Raw genomic sequence first — 18,217 nt, forward strand, 5'->3', positions numbered from 1 at the left:
TGATCGTCTTCGGCATCCCCTTCGCACCGGGCCGACCTAGCGTCGGAGGCGTTGATCGTCGATCGAGGAGGTTGTGGTGCCGTCGGACCAGGCTCGTCACCCGTCGTACGTCGCATCGGAAGCCGGTGGCTTCTCCATCCCGGAGGGGCTGCTTCGGGCCCGACCGTCCGCGGGACTCACCGTCCTCGACAACGACCTGACCCCCACTCGTATCCCGTACCGGGAGCTGGCAGGACTGGCCGAGACGGCGGCCAAGTCCCTTCGCGCGCAAGGTGTTTCAGCGGGCGACCGGGTGTGTCTGCTGGCCCCGGCGAGCAAGGACCTCCTCGTCACGCTTTTCGGTGTGTGGCGGCTCGGCGCGGCCCCCGTGGTCCTGCCGCGGCCGCGACGCGCGGACGCGGACGCGTTCGTCGAGGAGGTGCGGCGCAGGGTGAAGGCGGCGGCGCCCGCGCTGTTCGTCACCACGGACAGCACCGCCGCCCTGTTCGCCGACCGTCTGCCGGTTCGCACGGTCAGCCTTCGGCAGCTCCGCGACCTCACCTCGCCGTCGACGGAGTCGCTGCCGATGCCGTCGCCCGACAGCATCGGACTGCTGCAGTTCACCTCGGGCACCACGGCCGCGTCCCGCGCCGTACCCGTGACGCAGGGGCAGCTCATCGCGAACATCGCAGCGACAGGCGAACACAGCGGTTTCGGCGCGTACGACGTCTACGTCAGCTGGCTGCCCCTCTACCACGACATGGGCATCGTGTCCCTCGCCGGAATGGCGGCCGGTGGTGGCGACGTCGTGATGATGGCGACCGAAGCGTTCATGGAGCAGCCCGCCGGCTGGATGCGCACGGTCAGCGACTACGGCGGTACGGTCACCGCCGCACCCAACTTCGCGTACGGGCTCGCGGCCAAGGTCCAGTCCCTGCGGCCCGCGGCACTCGATCTGTCGCCGCTGCGCGTGGCCATCAACGGCGCCGAGACGATCGACCCGTCGGCACTCGCCGGTGTGCAGAGCGCCCTGGGCGGTGTGGGCTTCGGCGCCACCGCCATGTGCCCGATGTACGGCCTGGCCGAGGCAACCCTGGCGGTCTCGGGGAGCGACCATGCGACCCCGGCGCGGATCATCGAGCCGCTCGCTGCGGGCGAGGCCGCCGGCACGCCGGGCGATGCCCGCCCGGAGCGCCGGCTGGTGAGTTGTGGGGCTCCCCTTCCCGGTACGGAGGTTGTCATCCGGTCCGAGGACGGCTCCGTGCTGCCCGCCGGCGCCGTCGGGGAGGTCCTGGTCAAGGGGCCTGGCGTGACGCCTGGTTACTGGAGTGCGGGCGGCCGCGTCGACTCGCACGGCCTGCTGCGGGACGGCTACCTCGCCACCGGCGACCTCGGTTTCCTCGACGACGGCGAGCTGGTGATCTGCGGCCGTATCAAGGACATGGTCATCGCCGGCGGGCGCAACCTCTACCCGGAGGACTACGAAGTGGTGACCGAGCGGGTCCGGGGGGTACGGGCCGGGAACGTCGTCGCGTTCTCCCTGCCGGGCCAGGAGCGCATGGTTGTGGTGGCCGAAGGGCGCGGTACCGGCGGCGTGTTGCAGGACATGGGCGAGCGCGTCATGGAGAGCCTGCGCCGCTCCGCGGAGCACGCCCCCCCCCACGAGATCGTGTTCATCAAGCCCGGCACCCTGCCGAAGACCTCGTCGGGCAAGCGGCAGCGGCGGGCGACGCGAGCTCTGTACGAGCAGGGGGAACTCGAAGTCCTGCACACGGTCCGCTGAGAGGAGGTCAGAGGGAAGCGCCAGAGGAGAGCAGCCGTGAACGTGATGAACATAATGAACGGGATGAACGGGTCGAGAACGGAACCCGCGGGCGAGCCCGCCTGGCTCCTCCCCCCGCCGCCGACGGCATCCGCACAGGCCCTGACATTGCTGTGCGTACCGCATGCCGGGGCGGGCCCGAGCATCTACCGCCCGTTCGCCCGCCCCCTGGCCCCTCAGGTCGCCCTTCGCCCGGTACACCTGCCGGGTCGTGAATCCCGCATCGGGGAGCGGGCGTTCGAGAACGTGAGCGATGTGGTGAAGGCTCTCGTGCCTCGGCTGGTACCGCAGCTGCGTGGTCGATTCGCCGTGTGGGGGCACAGCATGGGCGGCTTCGTCGCCTTCGAGTTGGCGCGAGTCCTGGAGGCCCGGTTCGGGATGCGGGCGGAAGCGCTCGTCGTCTCGGGCTGTCAGGCTCCCCGATCGCCCGGCCGCGAACTGCTCCCGCAGCGGCGCGAGTTGAGCGACGACGCCCTGTGGGCCAGCGCCGTGGAGCTGAACGGGATCCCCGAGGGTGTGATGCAGAGTCCCGAACTCAAGGCTCTCCTCCTGCCCACACTCCGGGCGGACTTCGCCGTCTTCGAGACGTACGCCTACCGGGAGGGGCGCAGGCTGAGCTGCCCCGTCCACGTCTTCGCCGGGGAGGAGGACGTCGAGGCGCCGGCGGCCGACCTGTGGAAGTGGGAGGAGGAGACCCGCGCCGCCTTCCGGCTCACGGAGATGCCCGGAGGCCACTTCTTCCATCTGGACGATGTGGCGGGGTTCAGCGACCTCCTGGCCGACGCGCTGTACGGAGAGCGCGTCGGCCGGTAGGGCCTGCGTGCTGTCACATCGCGCTCGGCACGGACTCCAGGTTGACGAGCCCCAGTCGGATTCCGCTGGCCACTGCCATCGTGCGGTTCTGACAGCCGAGTTTCACCAGGATGTTGGCCACATGACGCTTGACGCCGTGTTCGGTGATCCCCAAGGTCTTGGCGATCTGCCGGTTGCTCAGCCCCGGCATCATCAGCTCCAGCACGGTCAACTCCCGGGCGGTGAGCTCGAAGCGCGTGTGCGGGCCCTGCGGTCCGGCGTCAGCGGCGAGGGCGAACAACTCACGCATGGTGTTGCGGGAGACCGAGACCGTTCCTCGCCCCAGCGCGTCCAGGGTCTCCGCGAAGGAGCCGTCGGACAGGTCCTCCTCGCGGAGGACCGCGTCGATGGGAAGTTCCGCGGCGACCTGCAGCCGGGCCCGGTCCAGGCGGTCACGGTCCCGGGATCCGGCGAGAAGCACCAACCGGGTGCAGCAGCACGACCAGAGCGGTCGGAGGTGGCGGACCCGTTCCGTGAGCGCGCGGATGGACAGCAGCACCGTGCACGCGCGCCCCAACTGCGCTGAGGGAACTTCCTCCGGGTGCGCCACCGCTGTCAGAGCAGCCCCTGGACGCGCTTCCTCAAGCAAGTGCTGCAGCCCCCGCCGCGTCATGGAATGCGGCTCGATGAGGACGGTGGCTCGCCTCCCTCCCCTCAGCGAGCAGCCCTCCCCTTTCCGACACGCTGATGCATCAGCCCCTGCGATCTGTCCACTCAGCATCGAATAACCCCCCGTATGGCATCCGGATGTTGCAAGTACGAGCGAATCTGCGGCGGCTCGGCACCACCGCCGCCCCAGTCGAGAACCACCCCGTAGAAACTGAGGGTATGTTCCATACCGATGCCATGTACTGTGGTGCGCAGTAGTTCGGGTGTCAAGCCAGATCACGTTGCGTAACAGCCGTTGTTGCAGGCAAGAGGGGGATGTGCTGATGAACGTCGATGTCGCCGTCGTGGGAGGCGGAGCCGCGGGTGTGGATGCGGCGGTCGCGGTCCGGGAGCAGCAGCCAGACAGCTCCGTCGCACTGATCAGCCCGGACCGGAGCCTGCGCTACCGGCCCTGGCTGGTGTACCTGCCCGCAGGCGCCGCCTCCGCAACCGACATGACGATGCCCCTGTCCGAGATCGCCGGCCGGCACGAATTCGCGCTGGTGCACGGCCAGGTGAGGCGAGTCGACCCGGAGGCCTCGCGGCTCACCGTCGGACCCGAGTCCGCGATCGTCGAGTACAAGCAGCTCATCCTGGCACCGGGCGCGCCCGCGGACCGCGAACGCATCCCTGGAGCCGAGAAGCACGCGATCTTCCCTTGCGATGCGGACGGCGCCCAGGAGTTGATCGACCGCCTGGCCGAACTGTCCGAAGCCGCTGTGCTGTTCGTGCTCACCGGCGAGCGCATCGGCCCCGGGCTCGAATACGCCGGGTGGGTGGCGCGTGCCGCACGGGCGAAGGGCCGTGACGGCATCCGCGTCACGGTGGTGGAGCACGGTGACGCCCTGGACCGCCAGTTCGGAGTGCGCGCCGCCGAACGCATCCTGCGACAGGCGGCGACCCTGGGCATAGAGAGCATCAGGCACGCGCGCATCGAGCAGGTGGCCGATGGTGAGCTGCTGCTCGCCGAGCGGAGTGTCCACGCAGACCTGATCTGCGTGACCAGCCCGCTGCGCGGACCCGACCTCGGCCTGCCGGGCCGCCTTCTGAACTCGCGCGGCATGCTGACGGTGGACCCCACACTCGCCGCGCCCACTGCCCGAAACGTCTTCGCCGCCGGTGACTTCAGTGATGTGCAGGGCATGGACACAGAGCTCCCGAAGACCTGGATCATGGCACGCCTGCAGGCGGAGACCGCAGCCCGTAACGCCGTGGCAGCACTGCGGGGTGAGCCGGCCGCGGAACTCGACCGGCGCAAGGTGACACGGATGTCGGCGATCTCCATGCCCGACGTCGGCGGACAGACGGTCTTCGTCCGGAACCGCAAGCCCGTCGTCGGCGGCAGCTGGCCGCTGCGGCTGCGGTACCGCATGGACGCCAAGTACCTGGCGCGCTACCGCACTTCACCCGGCGCCACGCGCCCCGGCATGTAGGGTTCCGCGCCCGCCGCCACGGACTCACGCCGATACGTGGTGGGTTGCGGCGCCTGGCTGTGCTGCGCCCCTCTTTCCTCTCTCGATCGCAGGAGGGGAAAGAGGGGGTTCGTTCGTCGCGTCGAGTACCGTCAACACATCGGCGCCGAACCCGACGACACCCTCATCGCCGAAACGGTGGACGAGGCCGGATACGGCTTCCTCGGCAGGACCTGACCTCGATCCGGGTGGGGGCTGCCGCAGCCCCCACCCCTCTGCTTCTCGCCAGGCTCCGGCTGCACTTCCCCGCCCGCTACGCCTGGTAGGCCACCAGCGCCATCATCCCCACCTCACCGTGGTACGCGTTGTGGCAGTGCAGCATCCATTGGCCGGGATTGTCCGCGTCGAAGCAGACCGAGAGCTTCTCCTTCGGGAGGACGATCGAGGTGTCCTTGCGCGGCCCGCCGGCGCCCAGTTGGTAGGTGTGTCCGTGCAGGTGCATCGGGTGCCACATCTCGGTCTTGTTGACGAAGTCGGCGGACCCGCTACCCTTCTTCGACCAGGATGGGGTTCGCGGTCGGGTCGTTCATGTCGAACCGCTTGCGGTTGCCGCCCCAGTTGTACTTGTCCATGCCGCCGGTCAGCTCGATGCGGTGGACCCGGTCGGGCTTCTTCGAGTCGAGCCGCACGTCGTCCGCCGCCTTCAGCTGGGAGGCGGTCATGATCACGCCGTTCAACTCGGCCGGACGGACGGTGGGCTTGGGCCTGCCGCCGGAACCCGTGCGGACCAGCGCCGCGCCGCTCGCATCCTTGCCTTCGGCCGACGCGACCTCACCGCTCGGGCTGACCAGGGTCGGCGTACCGGCGGAATCGTTGCTGCACGCAGCGAGCGCACCGGCGCCTGCGGCACCCAGCCCGGCCAGCAGGACGGAGCGGCGGTTGCTGCTGTTCATGGGTTGTCCTCTTCTCAGCGGTGCCGTCGATGGGCCGAGTGCGGACACGCGTCTTCCCGTGCGGGAACGCGGGCGCCGCAGAACGAGCGGCCTAGATCAACAGGCGGGAGAGGAGGGAGAGTTCAGGCCGTGCGCGATGTGCAGTCCCGGGGGAAGCTCGCCCGGACGGAACGGCGTCCGGACCTCGGCTGAATCACGCAATTGCAACAACCGGGCAGAGCCATCCCCCAAGTCCGAAGACCGAAGGCCGAAGCACACGTCCTGCCCTCGAGCGAAATCCTCATTGCGCCGGGGCGTATCGCTCCGCCGATACGGACGCCTAACGCCCCGGCCCGCCTCAGGAGATACGTACATGACCAGCACGGCACCCGAGAAGACGCTGCCCCTGGCCGCCCCCTGGTCTACCTGGAGGCGGCGGCCGGGGTGACCACGTTCATCCTGGCCGGGCGCAATCTGGAGGCGGAGTCCAAGCGCAAGGCGGGCGCGGCGATGCGGGCGCTGATGGAGCTGGGCGCGAAGGACGTCGCGGTGCTGCGCGACGGCAAGGAAGTCCGCATACCCGTAGGGCAGTTGGCGGTGGGCGACCGCTTCGTCGTACGGCCCGGCGAGAAGATCGTCACGGACGGCACCGTGGTCGAGAGTTCCTCGGCCGTCGACGCCTCCAGGCGCACCGGCGAGTCCGTCCCGGTGGACGTGACCGCGGGCGACGCCGTGACCGGCACCCTTGATGGCTGTTCCCGGTCGGCGGAGCCCGGTGGCGGCTCGCCGAGCGGGAGTGGCCGGCTTCACGCAGCGGTAGGCCGGCCCCCGTCGCCGCACGCAGTGCTCAGCTCACACGTACGCCCCACATGAACGGCATGCCGCTGGTGCTGATCGGCTCGTAGCGCACCTGCGCTCCGGGCTTGGGCGCGTGGAGGATCTGGCCGTTGCCGGCGTAGAAGCCGACGTGGCTCAGGTCGTCCCGCATGAGGATGAGGTCGCCCGGCTTGAGCTCGCTCAGGGAGTTGATCCGGGTGCCGATATCGGCCTGGGCCTGCGATGTGCGAGGTATGGAGACCCCGGCCTGGTTGAAAGCCCAGGAGGTCAGGCCGGAGCAGTCGAAGGAGCTGGGCCCTGAGGCGCCCCAGACGTACGGCATGCCGACCCGGCTCTTCGCGGCGCTGAACGCCGCTGCGGTGCGCTCCGTGGCGCTTGCCTCGCTGCCGAGTTCGGCCCGCTCGCTGGCACGGTTGGCGCGCTCCTCCTCGGCGGCGATCTTGGCCCGCTCTTCCGCGGTCAGCGTGTTCAGGAGCTTCTGGGCCTTGGCCAGCTTGCCCTGGATCTCCTTCTTCTTCTCGCGCAGCTCCTTCTGGGTGCCGGCGAGGTCTTCCAGCTTCTCGGCGGCCAGTTCGCGCTGCTGGTCGAGGGTGCGCTGCTTGGCCTGGGCACGCTTCAGGGTGGCGGACTGCTTGCTGCCGATCCGGTCGAGGGCGGCCGCCTTGTCCAGATAGCCGTCCGGGTCGGAGGACAGGAACAGCTGCACCGACGGGTCGATCCCGCCGCCCCGGTACTGTGCGGCCGCTATCGAGCCGAGTCCCCGCTGGAGTTCGTTGAGCTCTTCGCGGCCACGGGCCACGACGTCCTGCAGGTCGCTGATCTCCTCCTGCAGCTTCTCCCGCTTCTCGTTCACCCCGTTGTACTTCTCGGTGGCCTGCGTGGCCCCTTCGTAGAGACGGTCGACCTGCGCCTTGACTCCCTTCTTGGTGGGGTCCGGCAGGCGGTCGGCCTGGGCCGACGGCGCGGAGACGACAACGGCCGCCGCAGTTGCGGCAGTTGCGCCGACCATCGTCGCGTACGCCCGGCTCGGCTGCTTGGGACGGCGGTGTGACGCCACGGGGCAACTCCCTCTACTCCGCCGCCACCCCGGGTGGGTGACCGACAGGCCACGAAGAACTGAGGCCAGAGCTCAACCGCTAAGCAGATTAGCTCCAAAGCTGAGGGGCAGCCGTCAAGCCCACCCGAACCACCCCCGAGCCCAGTCCTTCCTGCGCCTGGTGGCCCATGACGACCCCGGCGGGCCACCATCAGGTCCGAAACCAGAGGTACGCGACGGATGGGAGCGTGCGAGTTGACCACGGCGCACAGCACACGGGACGCAGGACCGGACACCCCGGGCTTCGGGCCCACCGAGATCGCCCGAGCGCGGGCGGACACTCCGGGATGTACGAAGGTGACGCACTTCAACAACGCGGGTGCCGCCCTCATGCCCCAGCCCGTCATCGACGCCACCGTGGACCACGTACACCTGGAGGCCGACACCGGCGGCTACGAGGCGGCAGCTCTCGCCGCCGACCGGATCGAGGCGGTGTACGACTCGGCGGCCAGGCTCCTGGGCTGTGCTCGCGACGAGATCGCCGTGCTCGACAACGCCACCCGCGCCTGGGACATGGCCTTCTACGCCGTCCCGTTCCGCCGCGGCGACCGAGTGCTGACGAGCATGGCGGAGTACGCCAGCAACTTCATCGCGTATCTGCAGATCGCCGAGCGGTACGGCGTCCAGGTCGACGTCGTCCCCAACGACGAGCATGGCCGACTCTCCGTGGACGCCCTGCGCGAGGCGGTCGACGAGCGGGTGCGGGTCATCTCGGTGACGCACGTGCCGACCAACGGCGGCCTGGTCAACCCGGCGGCGGAGATCGGCAAGGTCGCCCGGTCCTGCGGAGCGCTCTAACTCCTCGACGCCTGCCAGTCCGTGGGGCATCTCGAGGTCGACGTCGACGAGATCGGCTGCGACATGCTGTCGACGACGGGCCGCAAAAACCTGCGCGGCCCGCGCGGTACGGGGCTCCTCTACGTACGACGGGAGGTGCTCGATCGGCTCGCTCCCCCGGTCCTCGACCTGCACGGCGCCTCGTGCACTACTACAACACCGAGGACGAGATCGCCGCACTGGTCCAGGGTGTGCGGGACTGCCCGTGACATGTGAACGGGGTTGACCTCAGGGCGCGTTGAGGCCAAACCCGGTACGGCCGTCAGGAGTGCTCCGGGGCTCTGTCTCACCGGACTGTTCGTCCACGACACCGGCATGAACTTCGACCGCCGGCGCACCCACGCACGGCTGCGCGCCGCATTCCCGCTCCCCGCCTGGGACCAGCCCGCCTCCGGGGCGCACACGCCGTCGGATACGGGGCACCGAGCGCCTTCCTGGCCGCGTTCCGCCGCACCGTCGACACGCCCCCGGCCGCTGCCTCAACGGCCGACACCACCCGAGCGACGTCTGCAACTCGCCGTAACAGAGCGCCAGTTGAGTGCACCCATGCGAAAGCCCGGCCCGGCAGCCCTCCCGCAAGATCCCGGCACACCCCGTGCTGGGCATATACCCCCAGGGGGTATATAGTTCGAGCAACGCCGCGAGCGGACAACGCCAGCGGCGCATCGCACCCACGGGAGATGTCATGAAGAACCACTCCGGCCACGACCACACCCACCACGCCGGTCACGGCAACCAAACCGGTCATGGCGGGGCCCGCCCCGGCGGTCTTTCGGTCTCCGAGAACGGGTACACGCTGGAACTCGACTCGACGGTCCTCACCGCCGGCGTGCAGCCGGTCAGCTTCCGGGTGATCGGTCCCGACGGGCAGGCCGTGACCGAGTTCGTGCCCGAGCACGAGAAGGAGCTGCACTTCATCGCCGTACGGCGCGACACCGCCGGGTTCCAGCACGTGCACCCGGTACGGGACGAGAAGGGCACCTGGAGCGTCGAACTGGCCCTGGAACCCGGGGACTGGAGGTTGTTCACCGACGTCCACCCGGCCGCCCACGACGGGAGCATGACGCTGGGCATCGACGTAGCGGTGTCCGGACCGTACGACCCGCAGCCGCTCCCCGAGGCCACCGGGACCGCACGGATCGGCGAGTACACCGTCACGCTCGACGGCGGACTCGTCCCCGGCGAGGCGAGCGCGCTGACGCTCACCGTCCGCCGCAACGGCCGCCCCGTCACCGACCTGCAGCCCTACCTGGCCGCGTACGGACACCTGGTCGCGCTGCGCGTCGGCGACCTCGGGTACCTCCACGTCCACCCGGAGGGCGCACCGGGCGACGGAACCACCGAGCCGGGTCCCGAGATCTCCTTCCTGGCGGTCGCCCCATCCGCCGGTACCTACCGCCTGTTCCTGGACTTCCAGCACAACGACACAGTCAGGACAGCCGAGTTCACCGTGCGGACCACGGACGTGGCCACTCCCCCGGCCGCCCACGGACACAGCGGCCACCACCACGGCCACCACGCGCAGCACGCACACCACTGATCGGCCGACCCACCGGAAGGAACGTCATGCCCCGCCTGACCCGACTCACCCCCGACACCGCGGTCGGCTCCTCCCGCGACCTCCTCGGCGACCTCGTCGCCCGCCACGGCGAGATCGGCGACATGGTCTCCACGATGGCGCACTCACCGGCCGTGCTCGGCGGCTACCTCCAGCTCAGCCGGGCCATGGGCCGGGCCAAGCTCGACCGCAGGATCAGCGAACGGATCTCGATCGCCGTACAGGCCCAGCAGGGCTGCGGGCTCTGCCTCGACGCCCACGTAACTGCCGCCCGCGCCCTGGGAGTCGACGAGGAGGAGATCGAGCGGGCCCACGCCGGCACGTCCACCGAGCCCGCGATCGCCGCGATCATCGCCCTCGCCCTCCAGGTCTACCGCGACCCGACGTCGATCACCGACGAACAGATCGACGCGCTGCGGGAGCACGGCTACAGCGACCGCGCGATCGCCGACGTCGTCGGGATCGTCGCGCTCAACATCCTCACCGGCGCCTTCAATCTGCTCGCCGGCCTCACACCGGAGACCGTCACCGGTGCGTAGGGCCCACCCCGCCTGTACGTGCGGGCCGCGGCCGCCACCCCGGGGCCGCGCCCCGCCCCACACACAAGGACACCGCCATGCGTCTGTTCGCCATCCGCGACTACCGCCGCCTGTTCGGCGCCCAGGTCATCGCCCTCTTCGGCACCGGCCTGACCACGGTCGCCCTCGGCCTGCTCGCCTACGAACTCGCCGGCCCGCACGCCGGGTTGGTGCTCGGCACCGCCCTCACCATCAAGATGGTCATGTACGTGGTCATAGCCCCGCTGGCCGCCGCGTACGTCGACCGGCTCCCCCGAAGAACCCTGCTGGTCCTCCTCGACGTGGTCCGCGGTTCGGTGGTCCTCGCACTGCCGCTGGTCACCGAGGTCTGGCACATCTACGTCCTGATCGGCGTCCTCCAGGCCGCCTCCGCCGCGTTCACCCCGACGTTCCAGGCCGTCATCCCCGACATCGTCACCGACGAGTCCGACTACACCCGCGCCCTGTCCGCATCCCAGGTCGCCGCCACCATGGAGAGCCTGCTCAGCCCCGTACTCGCCGCCGTCGCCCTGACGTTCATGAGCTTCGACCGGCTGTTCCTGGGCACCTCCGCCGGATTCCTCCTCTCCGGCCTGCTCATCCTGGGGACGCGGATCCCCGACGCCCGCCCCAGCGCCCACACCAAGGCATGGGACAAGGCGGCCGCAGGCATCAGGACCTTCCTCAGGACACCGCGGCTGCGCGGCGTCATGGCGCTCAACCTCGTGGTCGCGTCGGCCGGTTCGATCGTCGTCGTCAACACCGTCAACCACGTACGCGACGAGCTCGGCGGCTCGCAGTCGGGCGTCGCGTGGATGCTCGCCGCCTCCGGCACCGGAACCCTCCTGGCCGCCCTCGTACTGCCCCGGGTCCTCGACCGGATCGCCGCCCGCACCGTCATGCTGACCGGCGCCGCAGTCCTCGTCGGCGGCACGACCGCCGCGCTGACGCTCACCGCCGCCGGCCTCGCTTCCTGGGCCGGTACGGCGGCCATCTGGACCGTGATCGGCATCGGCATGGCGCTGATCATCACGCCGACCGGGAAGGTCCTGCGCGCCTCGGTCACGCGGAACGCGATCCCCGAAGCCTTCGCCGCCCAGTTCTCGCTCTCGCACCTGGCCTGGCTGATCACGTACCCGATCGCGGGATGGCTCGGCACGAGCGCCGGCTTCACCACCGCCTGGTCGGTGCTCGCGGTCCTCGCCGCGGCAGGGGCGTTCGGTGCCCTCGTCCTCTGGCCGCGCCACGACGGACGAGGCACCGCAACCAGGCCTGTGAAGCCCGCCGTTCACGCCCCGAACGGGGACCGGTCCAGCCTGTCCAAGGCCGCCTGAACCACCGCCTACCGCACGAGACTTGGCCGCCGCCCCGCTCCCCGCGGGCGGCGGCCACTGTCACGAGCAGAGACGAAGCACCGACAGCGACGCTCCGTACGAGAAAGGGCAGGGAAGCGGTCGCAGTCAGCGCACCGGGCGCAGTCCGGCCAGCGTCACGTCGACCAGACGCTGCACCGCCGCCTTGGACTTGAGCCCGCCGGCTGCCGCAAGGGCGTGCAGGCAGTAGTTCGCGAGTTCGCCCGCGGGGACGTCGTCCCGGATGTCGCCGGATCGCGCGCCCTCGGACAGCAGGTCCCGGACGAAGCCCGTCAGGTGCTGCTGCGCCCGCGCGACATGCTCACCCTGGTGCAGCAAGGCGCCGAGTTCCGCGCCGTGCCCGTGGCGTTGCCGCTGGATGTGCGCGTAGGCCGTGAGCACCGCTTCGAGCCGTTCCTCCGCGCTGCCCGCCCCGTCCCGGAGTTCGCCGAGCTGCTGCAGATGGGCGTGGATCTGGTTCTCGTGCCAGGCGGCCAGGATCGACTCGACGTCGGAGAAGTACTTGTACAGCGTCGCGCGGCCGATGCCCGACTCCTCGGCGATCTTCGACATCGTCACGCCCCGCAGGCCGTGCTCCGCGACCAGCGTCGCCGTGGTGTCCAGGACCGTGTCGCGCACCGCACGGCGATGCGCCTCGATCGTCTCGTTCCACAGCTTCGGCACACGCCCACTCTACGCGGCGACCTCCTCGATACAGTATGACTTGACGTAGACAGAGTGTCTCGATAAATCTGGCAGTGCCAGCCGCCGGCGGCTACCGGCCTCACAGCGGCGTACGACGAAGGAGTTCGCCATGCCTGATTCGCCCGCACCTCAGGGCAGTCGCGAGCCGGCCCCCGGCGCCCCGCGCTGGGTGAAGGTGTCCGGGGCCGTCGCGGTCGCGCTGATCCTCGTGTTCCTCGTCCTGCACCTCACCGGCACCGGCTTCGGCAGCGGCATGCATTCCGGCGGTCACTGATGGCCATGGTGCCGCGCCTGCGCAAGGCCGCTCTCACCGCACACGTCATGTGCTCGGTCGGCTGGCTGGGCTCGGTCGCCGTCTTCCTGGCCCTCGCGATCACCGGACTGACCAGCAGGGACGGCGAGTTGGCGGGTGCCGTGTACATCGCGATGGAGGTGACCACGTGGTCGGTCATCGTCCCGCTGAGCTTCGCGACGCTGCTGACCGGAGTCGTCCAGTCACTGGGCACACCCTGGGGGCTGCTGCGGCACTACTGGGTCGTGGTGAAGCTGGCGCTGACCGTGGCAGCCACGGTTCTCCTGCTCGTGCACACCCAACCGATCTCCTACGCGGCGGACTTGGCGGCAGGCACCGGGGTGACCGGTGCCGAGCTGCACGGTCTGAAGGTGCAGCTGGTCGCGGACGCGGCCGCCGCACTCCTGGTGCTGCTCACGACCACAGCCCTGTCCGTGTTCAAGCCCCAGGGCAGGACCCGGTACGGATGGCGCAAGCAGCGGGAACAGGACCGGTCCCCCGCAGCGACGAGCGCAGCGTGAGGGGGGCGCGCCTCAGCGGCGCGCAACTCTCAGACCGCGTGCCCGCACGTGAACAGCAGCGGGAGCAGCGGAGCTGACACCGAGGCGGCGACGACCGTCATCCAGGTCGCGCGTCGAGGCCGCGCCTGCGGGGTGAGGACGCGGCGCAGCCGGATGACCGCGCCGGGCCCGCCCGCCCCCAAGGCCGCCTGCGGCGTGTGCCCCGAGGCGACCTCGCACATCGCTGTCGCCAGCTCCTCGCGCGCGTGGAAGCGCAGTGCGTGGTCGTCGGCGGCCGTCTCCAGGAGCAGTGCGGTCTGCTCCCTGGCGTGCCGGGCGAGCGGCAGCCCGGGGAAGGCCCGGCCGAACGCCTCCGTCACAAGGAGGAACAGATGGTGCCGACCCTCGATGTGCGCCCGCTCGTGCGCGAGGACAGCGCGCAGCTGCGGGCCGGAGAGCACATCCAGTGCGCCCTGGGTGACGACCACACGGCAGGCACGCCCCGGTAGGCAGTAGACCGCCGGGGCGTCGTGCTCCACGATCGTCACGTCGTACTCCATGGCCGGGCTGCCGACCAAGGCCAGCATGTCGAGCTGGCGCTGCCGCGCCCGGCGCGCCTTCCACCCCGTACGGAGCAGCCACCCCAGAGGCAGCAGCACGATGGCGGCCGGCCCGAGAAGCGCGGCGATGTCGCTGAACGCGGGGGCCATCTCACCCACGCCGGCCCCGGCCACCACACCGCACGCACCGAGCAGCCCGAGGAGGCCGCTGTGCACATGCTGCCGCTCGGCCAGGACCACGTGGTTCAGGGCCAGGGAGGCGGCAACGACGAACGTCACGATGAGGCCCAGCCAGGCGAGCACCGCGACGGTCGGGGCCTGGTGCGGCAGCGCGCCCGCGCCAGGAGGTACGGGACCACGGCACCCACCAGAAACGCGTAACCGGTCAAGGTCAGGGCCGTCATCATGAGTCGTGCCGCCGTTTCGCCGCCCGCAGCGCGGCCCTGAGGGCATCCGCCTCCTCAGGAGACATCTGCTCCACGAAGCTCAGGAGGGCACCGGCCGGGTCCGGGTTGCTGCCGAGGGCCTCCTGCATGAGTCCGGCCGTGTACTGCTGCCGAGTGCAGGTGGGTTCGTACACCCAGGCCCTGCCTTCCTTCTCGCGCCGCAGCATGCCCTTGCGGTGGAGGATCTCGGCCACGGTCTTGACCGTGCTGTAGGCGACGGGGCGGTTCTTGTTGATGTCGGTCAGCACGTCGCGCGCGGTCGCCGGCCGGCCCCAGGCCCACAGGCGGTTCATGATCTCCGCCTCCAGCTCACCCAGTTGACGCAACGCCGTTCCTTTCGCTCCCCGAGCCCGACCGCAGGCGCCCTCCCGCACCAGCGGCCACTCATCGTAGTGGCCGGATCCACGCGCTCCGGGCCTCATACCGGACGGATGCCCGGCCCTGCCGCGCACGTGCAGTCGCGTCGGTAATCTCGGCAGCGGAGGTCCGGAGATGAACGTGAGCAAGCTCGTACGAGCAGGCGGTGCCCTGGCGCACCTGCTGCTGGTCGTCACGCTCGCGTTCGGTGTGTTCGTGATGCACACGGCCGGACACCCTGACGAGTCCTCCGGGGCCGCGATGAGCGTCGGTGCCCACGCCTCGCACGGGGCAACCGCCCCCGACATGGCCATGCCCGATGACGTCATGACGGCGGCCGTCGCGCATGAGGCCGCCAACGCCCAGCACGCCTCGGCGGATGCGCCCCTCTCCGGTATGGCGATGGACATGACGTCGCTGTGCGTCGCGGTGCTCGGCGTCTGGGCGTTCGCGGCGCTGCTGTACGCGGCGTTCACCCGGCGTCCGGCCTGGCCGGCCGACCTCCTGGCGCGCACCGTCGTCGCACTTCGGCCCAACGCTCCGCCGCCGAGACCCGATCTCACCCAGCTGTCAGTTCTGCGGATCTAGGCCGAACCGTCCGCGCGGGCACGCTTCGCGCTGCCCCCGCGCATACGGACGTACGCCGAAACAGACCCCCAGTACCGACACCAGAGGTGTATCGACATGAACTCCATGAAGCACACTCCCCGCGGTTCCGCCCGCCGCCGCATCGCGCTCGTCGGCGGGGTCGCCGCCGGATCCCTGCTGCTCGCCGCGTGCGGCAACGGCGACGACAACGCCATGGACGGCATGGACCACGGTTCGGACTCCACAGCCGCAGCGTCCGAGGAGCCGGGCAAGGACGCGGGCGCTTCCGCCGACTTCAACGACGCGGACGTCGCCTTCGCCCAGGGCATGATCCCGCACCACGAGCAGGCCATCGAGATGTCCCAGCTGGCCGGGACCCGGGCCTCCGACCCGGAGATCAAGAAGCTCGCCGGTCAGATCGAGAAGGCCCAGGGCCCGGAGATCAAGACCCTTCAGAGCTGGCTGAAGTCCTGGGGCAAGCCCACCGAGATGGAGTCCATGCCCGGCATGGACCACGACATGGGCGACATGGACGGCATGATGTCCGAGCAGGACATGAAGGACCTCGAGGCCGCCAAGGGCGCGAAGTTCGACCGCGCCTTCGCCGAGATGATGATCGAGCACCACAACGGCGCGATCGAGATGGCCGAGGACGAGAAGAAGAACGGCAAGAACGCGGACGCGAAGAAGTTGGCCGACGCCATCGTCAAGAGCCAGTCCGCCGAGGTCGACCAGTTCGAGAAGATCCTCGACCGCATCTGACCCTCGCCCCGCACCCTTACCGGCAGACCGCCCGGGACCCGCGCCGCCCCATCAGGCAGCGCGGGCCCCGGCGGTCTCCGGGCACTCGGCCTCCACTCTCTCGAAGGACCCATGAACAAGCGCCACGCTGCCCTCTCGGCCGCAGCACTCCCCCTCGCCCTCCTCCTGGCCGCCTGCGCCGGTAACGACCGGACAGCGTCCGGGGCGTCCGGTGACGGGGGCTCCTCCGCCGTGACCATCAGCCACATCCACGGCCTCGGCCTCGACCCGTCCGACCAGCGCCTGTACGTCGCCACCCACGAAGGCGTCTACACCCCGGACACCAACGGCAAGCCCGAGCTGGTGGGCGACAGCAAGGACGACTTCATGGGCTTCACCGTCGCCCGGAAGAACACCTTCTACGCCAGCGGCCACCCCGCACCGGACGCCGGAGGCCACGCAGACAAGGGCCTCATCAAGAGCACCGACGGCGGCAAGACCTGGAAGTCCCTCTCCCTGTCCGGCGAGTCCGACTTCCATGCCCTGGAGTACGCCCACGACACCGTCTACGGCTACGACGCCACCAACGGCCTGCTGCGCACCAGCAAGGACGGCACAACCTGGAAGGACGGCGCCGAACTCCAGGCCCTCGACATCGCGGTGTCCCCCGAGGACCGCGACCTCGTCCTCGCCACCACCGCCGACGGCATCGCCCGCAGCACCGACGGCGGCAAGACCTTCGCCAAGGGCAAGCAGCCGACGATGGCCTTCCTGTCCTGGCCGGCGGAAGACGCCTTGTACGGCATCGACCCCACCGGCGCCCTGCACCGCAGCAGCGACGGCGGCTCGACCTGGAAGAAGGCCGGCACCGTGCCCGGCGGTCAGCCCCAGGCCCTGACTGCCGTAACCACCGACCACCTCCTGGCCGCCACCCAGAACGGCGTCCACGAGTCGAAGGACGGCGGCAAGTCGTTCACGAAGCGGCTCGCGGTGGAGTCAGCAGACGAGCACTGACCGCTGGGCCATTCCGACTGCACCGCGCACGCGGTACATGAATTCCGAACATTGCCCACTGCCGGCCCTCGCCAAATTCGGTCACGTTTCGGCCGGTTCCAGACCTCCACAATCCGAGATGGCCGCGAACGTCCGATCTGCGACGCTCTTGATGTCAGCCAATTCACGTGCTGTTCAACCGAGTTGATTGCGCAGCACCCATGAATTGCCGCTACGATCACGGCATGGTCACGGCCACCCGGACATCGTCACCGCGCCGGGCCCGCACTCAAGTGGCGGGCCCGCTGCGGCTGTTCTGGTTTGCCGTACTCATTCTGGGCCTGCTGTACACGCACGGGGTGAGCAGCGAAACAGCCGCGCACCATGTGGCACCCGGGACCTCCACGACAGCCACGGCATCGGCCGCACAGGACGGGCATGCTGTCTCCCCCGATGAGCACGACAGCGGGTCCGCTGAACACGCGGCCGAGGAATGCCTCTCGAACCAGCCGCAGCAGGGCGTTGACCTGCCGGAACCGTGTTCAACGCCGGTCAGTGCCGCCCATTCCGCGCCTGTCGGCTCCCTCACGAACTCCCGCTCCGTGGACGCCGGCAGCTCGTCCTCGGCGGGGAGAGATCCAGCGATCCTCCGGGTCTAGGCCGATCCACGACAAGCAGGTCGACCACCGTCAGCCGGCTCTGAGGCGGCAATTCTCCGCCACTGGCTCATGCGACCTGCTCCGCGTGACCGAAATGCCGCATCGCCTGCGCCCATAAAGCGCCGGTAAGCAGTGCGATTCCTTTTCGGCACTCCGCCTGTCGTCCGATCCACCTCACCCGGCCCGCTCGCTTCGACCTCCGAATGCGCGGCTTGCCGTACGGAGCGCTGTGACGTACATCTCCCCTGCCCAACTCCCTTTGGGAAAGCCATCGGTACGCAATTCGGCGTACACACAGGGCTGCACCCAGACCTCTCCTTCAACGCATACGCATTTCCGGCCGTGCATTCTCCTCGGCGGGCTTCTGCTCGTCCTCGCCGCCTGCCTCCTGCCCGGTGACCGCGGCGGACACGCAGCGCCCGCGCGGCAGATGCCGGCCGCGACCGCCGACGTCGCATCGCCGCAGGACGGGTCGTCCCCGCACCACGCGCCTG

The 18,217-nt window shown here is 69.9% G+C and carries 17 protein-coding genes and 4 pseudogenes; 15 read left to right on the plus strand and 6 right to left on the minus strand.

All coding sequences use genetic code 11. From position 1 onward, the window contains the following. Window positions 1-76 precede the first annotated feature (76 nt). Together QIS96_RS09970 and QIS96_RS09975 are read left to right on the plus strand one after the other, a co-directional pair. Window positions 77-1,762, plus strand: coding sequence for an AMP-binding protein (locus QIS96_RS09970; protein WP_282542102.1), 1,686 nt, complete (start codon window positions 77-79; stop codon window positions 1,760-1,762). Between the two features lie 63 nt (window positions 1,763-1,825). Beyond that, window positions 1,826-2,614, plus strand: a complete 789-nt coding sequence (locus QIS96_RS09975) for a thioesterase II family protein (RefSeq protein WP_282542103.1) — start codon at window positions 1,826-1,828, stop codon at window positions 2,612-2,614. 13 nt (window positions 2,615-2,627) lie between these two features. Here the strand turns inward: QIS96_RS09975 and QIS96_RS09980 are convergent, their stop codons facing one another. Further along, window positions 2,628-3,152 (minus strand): helix-turn-helix transcriptional regulator, encoded by a 525-nt coding sequence (locus QIS96_RS09980; protein WP_282542104.1) that lies wholly within the window; start codon window positions 3,150-3,152, stop codon window positions 2,628-2,630. Between the two features lie 433 nt (window positions 3,153-3,585). On the opposite strand from QIS96_RS09980, the gene QIS96_RS09985 reads away from it, so the two are divergent. Next, complete coding sequence (locus QIS96_RS09985; RefSeq protein WP_282542105.1) at window positions 3,586-4,734, plus strand: NAD(P)/FAD-dependent oxidoreductase; 1,149 nt, start codon at window positions 3,586-3,588, stop codon at window positions 4,732-4,734. 292 nt (window positions 4,735-5,026) lie between these two features. Here the strand turns inward: QIS96_RS09985 and QIS96_RS09990 are convergent. Beyond that, window positions 5,027-5,543, minus strand: a pseudogene (locus QIS96_RS09990) (multicopper oxidase domain-containing protein); the annotation flags it as partial. 519 nt (window positions 5,544-6,062) lie between these two features. On the opposite strand from QIS96_RS09990, the pseudogene QIS96_RS09995 reads away from it, so the two are divergent. Continuing rightward, window positions 6,063-6,386, plus strand: a pseudogene (locus tag QIS96_RS09995) (P-type ATPase); the annotation flags it as partial. A gap of 106 nt (window positions 6,387-6,492) precedes the next feature. Here QIS96_RS09995 and QIS96_RS10000 read toward each other — a convergent pair. Then, window positions 6,493-7,539, minus strand: coding sequence for an NlpC/P60 family protein (locus QIS96_RS10000; protein ID WP_282542106.1), 1,047 nt, complete (start codon window positions 7,537-7,539; stop codon window positions 6,493-6,495). A gap of 336 nt (window positions 7,540-7,875) precedes the next feature. Here QIS96_RS10000 and QIS96_RS10005 point away from each other — a divergent pair. From QIS96_RS10005 to QIS96_RS10025, 5 genes and pseudogenes are all read left to right on the plus strand, one after another. Next, a pseudogene (locus QIS96_RS10005) lies at window positions 7,876-8,631 on the plus strand (aminotransferase class V-fold PLP-dependent enzyme). Between the two features lie 69 nt (window positions 8,632-8,700). Further along, window positions 8,701-8,885 (plus strand): annotated as a pseudogene (locus QIS96_RS10010) (AraC family transcriptional regulator); the annotation flags it as partial. 215 nt (window positions 8,886-9,100) lie between these two features. Further along, window positions 9,101-9,955 (plus strand): hypothetical protein, encoded by an 855-nt coding sequence (locus QIS96_RS10015; protein ID WP_282542107.1) that lies wholly within the window; start codon window positions 9,101-9,103, stop codon window positions 9,953-9,955. A gap of 26 nt (window positions 9,956-9,981) precedes the next feature. Beyond that, the gene (locus tag QIS96_RS10020) at window positions 9,982-10,512 is read left to right on the plus strand and encodes a carboxymuconolactone decarboxylase family protein (RefSeq protein WP_282542108.1); all 531 of its coding nucleotides are present in this window, start codon (window positions 9,982-9,984) and stop codon (window positions 10,510-10,512) included. Between the two features lie 77 nt (window positions 10,513-10,589). Then, window positions 10,590-11,864: an MFS transporter gene (locus tag QIS96_RS10025; RefSeq protein ID WP_282542109.1), complete on the plus strand. Its 1,275-nt coding sequence runs from the start codon at window positions 10,590-10,592 to the stop codon at window positions 11,862-11,864. A 126-nt stretch (window positions 11,865-11,990) separates the two neighbouring features. On the opposite strand, the gene QIS96_RS10030 is transcribed toward QIS96_RS10025, so the two are convergent. Further along, on the minus strand, window positions 11,991-12,566 hold the full coding sequence (locus tag QIS96_RS10030; RefSeq protein ID WP_282542110.1) for a TetR/AcrR family transcriptional regulator: 576 nt from the start codon (window positions 12,564-12,566) through the stop codon (window positions 11,991-11,993). Between the two features lie 130 nt (window positions 12,567-12,696). Between QIS96_RS10030 and QIS96_RS10035 the strand changes: the two genes are divergently transcribed. Both QIS96_RS10035 and QIS96_RS10040 read left to right on the plus strand, forming a co-directional pair. Next, window positions 12,697-12,861 (plus strand): hypothetical protein, encoded by a 165-nt coding sequence (locus tag QIS96_RS10035; protein WP_282542111.1) that lies wholly within the window; start codon window positions 12,697-12,699, stop codon window positions 12,859-12,861. A 5-nt stretch (window positions 12,862-12,866) separates the two neighbouring features. Then, on the plus strand, window positions 12,867-13,400 hold the full coding sequence (locus QIS96_RS10040) for a hypothetical protein (protein ID WP_282542112.1): 534 nt from the start codon (window positions 12,867-12,869) through the stop codon (window positions 13,398-13,400). Window positions 13,401-13,429: 29 nt separating this feature from the next. Here QIS96_RS10040 and QIS96_RS10045 read toward each other — a convergent pair whose 3' ends face one another. Together QIS96_RS10045 and QIS96_RS10050 are read right to left on the minus strand one after the other, a co-directional pair. Continuing rightward, window positions 13,430-14,242: a M56 family metallopeptidase gene (locus QIS96_RS10045; RefSeq protein ID WP_282542113.1), complete on the minus strand. Its 813-nt coding sequence runs from the start codon at window positions 14,240-14,242 to the stop codon at window positions 13,430-13,432. Between the two features lie 100 nt (window positions 14,243-14,342). Then, window positions 14,343-14,711, minus strand: coding sequence for a BlaI/MecI/CopY family transcriptional regulator (locus tag QIS96_RS10050; protein ID WP_282542114.1), 369 nt, complete (start codon window positions 14,709-14,711; stop codon window positions 14,343-14,345). Between the two features lie 166 nt (window positions 14,712-14,877). Between QIS96_RS10050 and QIS96_RS10055 the strand changes: the two genes are divergently transcribed. The 4 genes from QIS96_RS10055 to QIS96_RS10070 all read left to right on the plus strand — a co-directional run bounded on the left by QIS96_RS10055 (window position 14,878) and on the right by QIS96_RS10070 (window position 17,723). Then, complete coding sequence (locus QIS96_RS10055; RefSeq protein WP_282542115.1) at window positions 14,878-15,330, plus strand: DUF6153 family protein; 453 nt, start codon at window positions 14,878-14,880, stop codon at window positions 15,328-15,330. Window positions 15,331-15,426: 96 nt separating this feature from the next. Further along, window positions 15,427-16,092 carry a DUF305 domain-containing protein gene (locus QIS96_RS10060; protein WP_282542116.1) on the plus strand — a complete coding sequence of 222 codons (666 nt, stop codon included), beginning with the start codon at window positions 15,427-15,429 and terminating at the stop codon, window positions 16,090-16,092. A 111-nt stretch (window positions 16,093-16,203) separates the two neighbouring features. Further along, window positions 16,204-17,085 (plus strand): F510_1955 family glycosylhydrolase, encoded by an 882-nt coding sequence (locus QIS96_RS10065; RefSeq protein ID WP_282542117.1) that lies wholly within the window; start codon window positions 16,204-16,206, stop codon window positions 17,083-17,085. Between the two features lie 224 nt (window positions 17,086-17,309). Beyond that, window positions 17,310-17,723, plus strand: a complete 414-nt coding sequence (locus tag QIS96_RS10070; protein ID WP_282542118.1) for a DUF6153 family protein — start codon at window positions 17,310-17,312, stop codon at window positions 17,721-17,723. Window positions 17,724-18,217 lie beyond the last annotated feature (494 nt).

Source organism: Streptomyces cavernicola (genome assembly GCF_029968035.1).
Lineage (GTDB): Bacteria > Actinomycetota > Actinomycetes > Streptomycetales > Streptomycetaceae > Streptomyces > Streptomyces cavernicola.

Coding starts and splice junctions, on each gene's coding strand:
- QIS96_RS10040 (WP_282542112.1), top strand. CDS start 12,867: ATGGTGCCGCGCCTGCGCAAGGCCGCTCTCACCGCACACGTCATGTGC.
- QIS96_RS10025 (WP_282542109.1), top strand. CDS start 10,590: ATGCGTCTGTTCGCCATCCGCGACTACCGCCGCCTGTTCGGCGCCCAG.
- QIS96_RS10055 (WP_282542115.1), top strand. CDS start 14,878: ATGAACGTGAGCAAGCTCGTACGAGCAGGCGGTGCCCTGGCGCACCTG.
- QIS96_RS10020 (WP_282542108.1), top strand. CDS start 9,982: ATGCCCCGCCTGACCCGACTCACCCCCGACACCGCGGTCGGCTCCTCC.
- QIS96_RS10060 (WP_282542116.1), top strand. CDS start 15,427: ATGAACTCCATGAAGCACACTCCCCGCGGTTCCGCCCGCCGCCGCATC.
- QIS96_RS09975 (WP_282542103.1), top strand. CDS start 1,826: ATGAACGGGTCGAGAACGGAACCCGCGGGCGAGCCCGCCTGGCTCCTC.
- QIS96_RS10070 (WP_282542118.1), top strand. CDS start 17,310: ATGGTCACGGCCACCCGGACATCGTCACCGCGCCGGGCCCGCACTCAA.
- QIS96_RS10015 (WP_282542107.1), top strand. CDS start 9,101: ATGAAGAACCACTCCGGCCACGACCACACCCACCACGCCGGTCACGGC.
- QIS96_RS10035 (WP_282542111.1), top strand. CDS start 12,697: ATGCCTGATTCGCCCGCACCTCAGGGCAGTCGCGAGCCGGCCCCCGGC.
- QIS96_RS09985 (WP_282542105.1), top strand. CDS start 3,586: ATGAACGTCGATGTCGCCGTCGTGGGAGGCGGAGCCGCGGGTGTGGAT.
- QIS96_RS10065 (WP_282542117.1), top strand. CDS start 16,204: ATGAACAAGCGCCACGCTGCCCTCTCGGCCGCAGCACTCCCCCTCGCC.